This is a genomic window from Mesorhizobium sp. M7A.F.Ca.ET.027.03.2.1 (assembly GCF_003999175.1).
GTDB lineage: Bacteria > Pseudomonadota > Alphaproteobacteria > Rhizobiales > Rhizobiaceae > Mesorhizobium.
On the sequence record NZ_RZOM01000812.1, the window covers coordinates 1 to 2,886 of the forward strand.

The following is a 2,886-nucleotide window of genomic DNA, read 5'->3' on the forward strand; positions in this document are numbered from 1 at the left end:
CCACGGCACCACCGCGCCGACCACGCCAAGCGGCTCGCGCCGCACCAGCACCAGATCGCCTTCGCCGGTCGGCGCCACTTCGCCATAGATCTTGTCGATGGCCTCGCCATACCATTGGAAGATCGCTGCCGAGCCGGGAACGTCGACCGCGGCCGCATCCCTGACCAGTTTTCCCATGTCGAGCGATTCAAGCAGGGCCAGTTCATGCAGGTTTTCGCGCAGCAGCTGCGCCAGCCGCAGCAAGACCTCCTTGCGGTGCGCCGGACTGGTGCGCGACCAGACACCCGCATTGAAGCTGCGCCGCGCTGCGGCAACCGCCAGATCGATATCTTCCTCGCCGCAGGACGCCACTTCGGCCAGCACCTCGCCGGTAGCCGGATTGACGCTGGCGAAGGTCCGGCCCGAACGCGCTGCGACCGTCTTGCCATCGATGAACGCCTTGTCGCGAAACCGGATCGCGGACGCCTTGCCGATCCAGTCCTTGTGACTGAGTTCGCTCATCGCAGGTGACCCCTGTCTTGACTATTCGTCGCCCGGCACGCCGTAGCTCGGCGCATCGGATGGGTTTATCGCGCGGGTCACATAGGCATCGAGCTGCGGTTTGTAGAGTTCCCACAGCGTCGCCAGTTGCTCGATCGGGCAATCGTCGGTCCAGTCGCAGCGCAGATCGGCGACCGGCCACGCCACCTCGCGCACCAGCTTCATACCGGCGGAATGGACAGGACCCGCCTCGCCGCCCGCTTTCAGCGCGGCGCGCATGGTCGCGATGAGGCGGTCGCCGAGATGCCCTTCCGACGCCAGGAACGCCTCGACCATGGCTTGCGGAACGCCGTCATGGGCCAGCATGTTGCCGCCGCAGGCGACATTGTCCGCACGCGCCTCCGCCCAGATGCCAAGCGCCTTGGGCCCTGAGTGGATAGCGGTCGTCCCGGCGGCATCGACAGCCAGCACCTGCCGGTATTCGGGATAGGCACCGGTGCGCTTCAATATGACAATCGCCTCTGCCGCCGACGCGCCGCGCGCCAGCAATTCGAGACCGCGCAGTCCCAGCGCAGGATCGGTGACGTTCTGACTGGCAACGGCGCCGGCGCCCGCCTGCGCATAGGCGCAGCGCGCCGCCACAGCAGGCGACGAGGAGGACACCGCGACCCCGAACATGCCGGTGCGGCTGCACCGCGCGACGATGGAGAATGTCATGACTTTAATCCGGGATAACTGCGGTGCCGTCGATCTCGACCAGCCAGTCCGGCCGCGCCAGGGCCTGCACGACTAGGCCGGTCGAGACGGGATGCACGCCTTTGATATACTCGCCCATGGTGCGGTAGACCGCCTCGCGATGGCGGACATCGGTAATGTAGACCACCACCTTGACCAAATGCTCCATGGTGCCGCCGCACTCCTCGATCAGCTGGCGGATGTTCTGCATGACCTTGTGCGTCTGCTCGACCGGATCATGGCTGTCGATATTCTTGGCCGTGTCGAGATCCTGCGGGCATTGGCCGCGCAGGTAGACGGTCCTGCCGCCCCGCGTAACGACCGCCTGGCACAGATCATTGTCGAGCTTCTGCTCGGGATAGGTGTCCTTGGTGTTGAACTTGCGAATTCTTGTATGGGCCATCTTGGTCTCCGTCAGTCGGCTCGAGGTCGGGACGTCCGTTTCTATGCCACTTTGGTCTCGCGCTTTGCGGACGCATGGTAGGCCAGGTACTTGCGCTGCGTGGAGATATGGTCCGCCACATGCTGGGCGTCGTGCCAGACGCCCCAGATGAAGCTCGACCCCCGCCGCGATTGCCACGGCAGTCCCAGGAAATAGATTCCCGGCTCGGTCGACACGCCGCGCTGGTGCTTCGGCTTGCCCTTTTCGTCAAACACATCGACCTTCAGCCAGTTGTAATCGACGGTGAATCCCGTTGCCCAGATGATCGAACCTATCCCGGCTTCCGCCAGGTTCAGCTCGAGAATGGGATCAGTCATGCATTGCGGGTCCGGTCCGATCTCGCGGGCCGCGGGCTCCTCGGGAAGGTCGAGGCCGTTGCGAGCGACATAGGCGTCGGCCTCGTCCAGCACCGACATGTAGTTCGCATCGCCGCGCGCGATATTTTTAGCCAGATCCGGAGCGAAGGTCATGACCCCTTCCTTGTAGGATTCCGTCCGGCCAACCAGCGTCATCCCTTGCGCGGCAAGACGCCGGAAGTCGATCGTCTGGCCGCCCCGCGCGCCGCTCACCGCGATGGTGACGTGTTCGGTGCCAGGCGCCGGCGCTTGAGCGTCCCATTTGCCCAAAACCCCCAGCCACCAGCAGAAGTCACGCTCGCGATAGGCCCGCGGCGGCCGATCATGCGGCCCGACCGAGAGGTAGACGCGCCGTCCCGCGCGCTGGAGTTCGTCGGCGATCTGCACCCCCGAGGACCCGGAGCCGACCACCAGCACCGCACCTTCGGGCAACTGGCCCGGATTGCGATAGGCGCTGGAATGGATCTGCATCGCTCCGGCATCCCCGGGGACAACCGCCGGGATGACCGGATGCTGGAAAGCCCCGGTAGCGGCAACCACGCTCCTGGCCTCGATCACGCCATCCGAGGTTTCGACCCGGAAGCCGGGACGGCCGACAAGCCTTTCCACGCTCCTGACCTCCACGCCGCAGCGGATGGGGGCAGCGATCATGCCGGCGTAAGCGACAAAATAGTCGGCGACCTTCTCCTTGCCGACAAAGGCGTCGGGACCGGCGTCCGGAAATTCCATGCCGGGAAAACGATCATGCCAGGCGGGACCATTGGCAACCAGCGAGTCCCATCTTTCGGTACGCCAGCGTTCGGCGATGCGGCTCCGCTCGAGCACGAGATGCGGCACCCCGCACTTGCTCAGATGCTCGCTCATGGCCAGCCC

The 2,886-nt window shown here is 65.2% G+C and carries 4 protein-coding genes; all 4 read right to left on the bottom strand.

All coding sequences use genetic code 11. The features are described 5' to 3' along the window. Positions 1 to 501: aldehyde dehydrogenase family protein (locus tag EN750_RS27310; protein WP_127398525.1), on the bottom strand; the 501-nt coding region annotated here is incomplete at its 3' end. Positions 502 to 522: 21 nt separating this feature from the next. Continuing rightward, positions 523 to 1,197 carry a DUF1028 domain-containing protein gene (locus EN750_RS27315; protein ID WP_127326478.1) on the bottom strand — a complete coding sequence of 225 codons (675 nt, stop codon included), beginning with the start codon at positions 1,195 to 1,197 and terminating at the stop codon, positions 523 to 525. 4 nt (positions 1,198 to 1,201) lie between these two features. Then, entirely contained in the window at positions 1,202 to 1,618 is a 417-nt protein-coding gene (locus EN750_RS27320; protein WP_023809426.1) for a RidA family protein, read from the bottom strand. A gap of 41 nt (positions 1,619 to 1,659) precedes the next feature. After that, on the bottom strand, positions 1,660 to 2,886 hold a 1,227-nt coding region (locus EN750_RS27325; RefSeq protein ID WP_127398527.1), incomplete at its 5' end, for an NAD(P)/FAD-dependent oxidoreductase.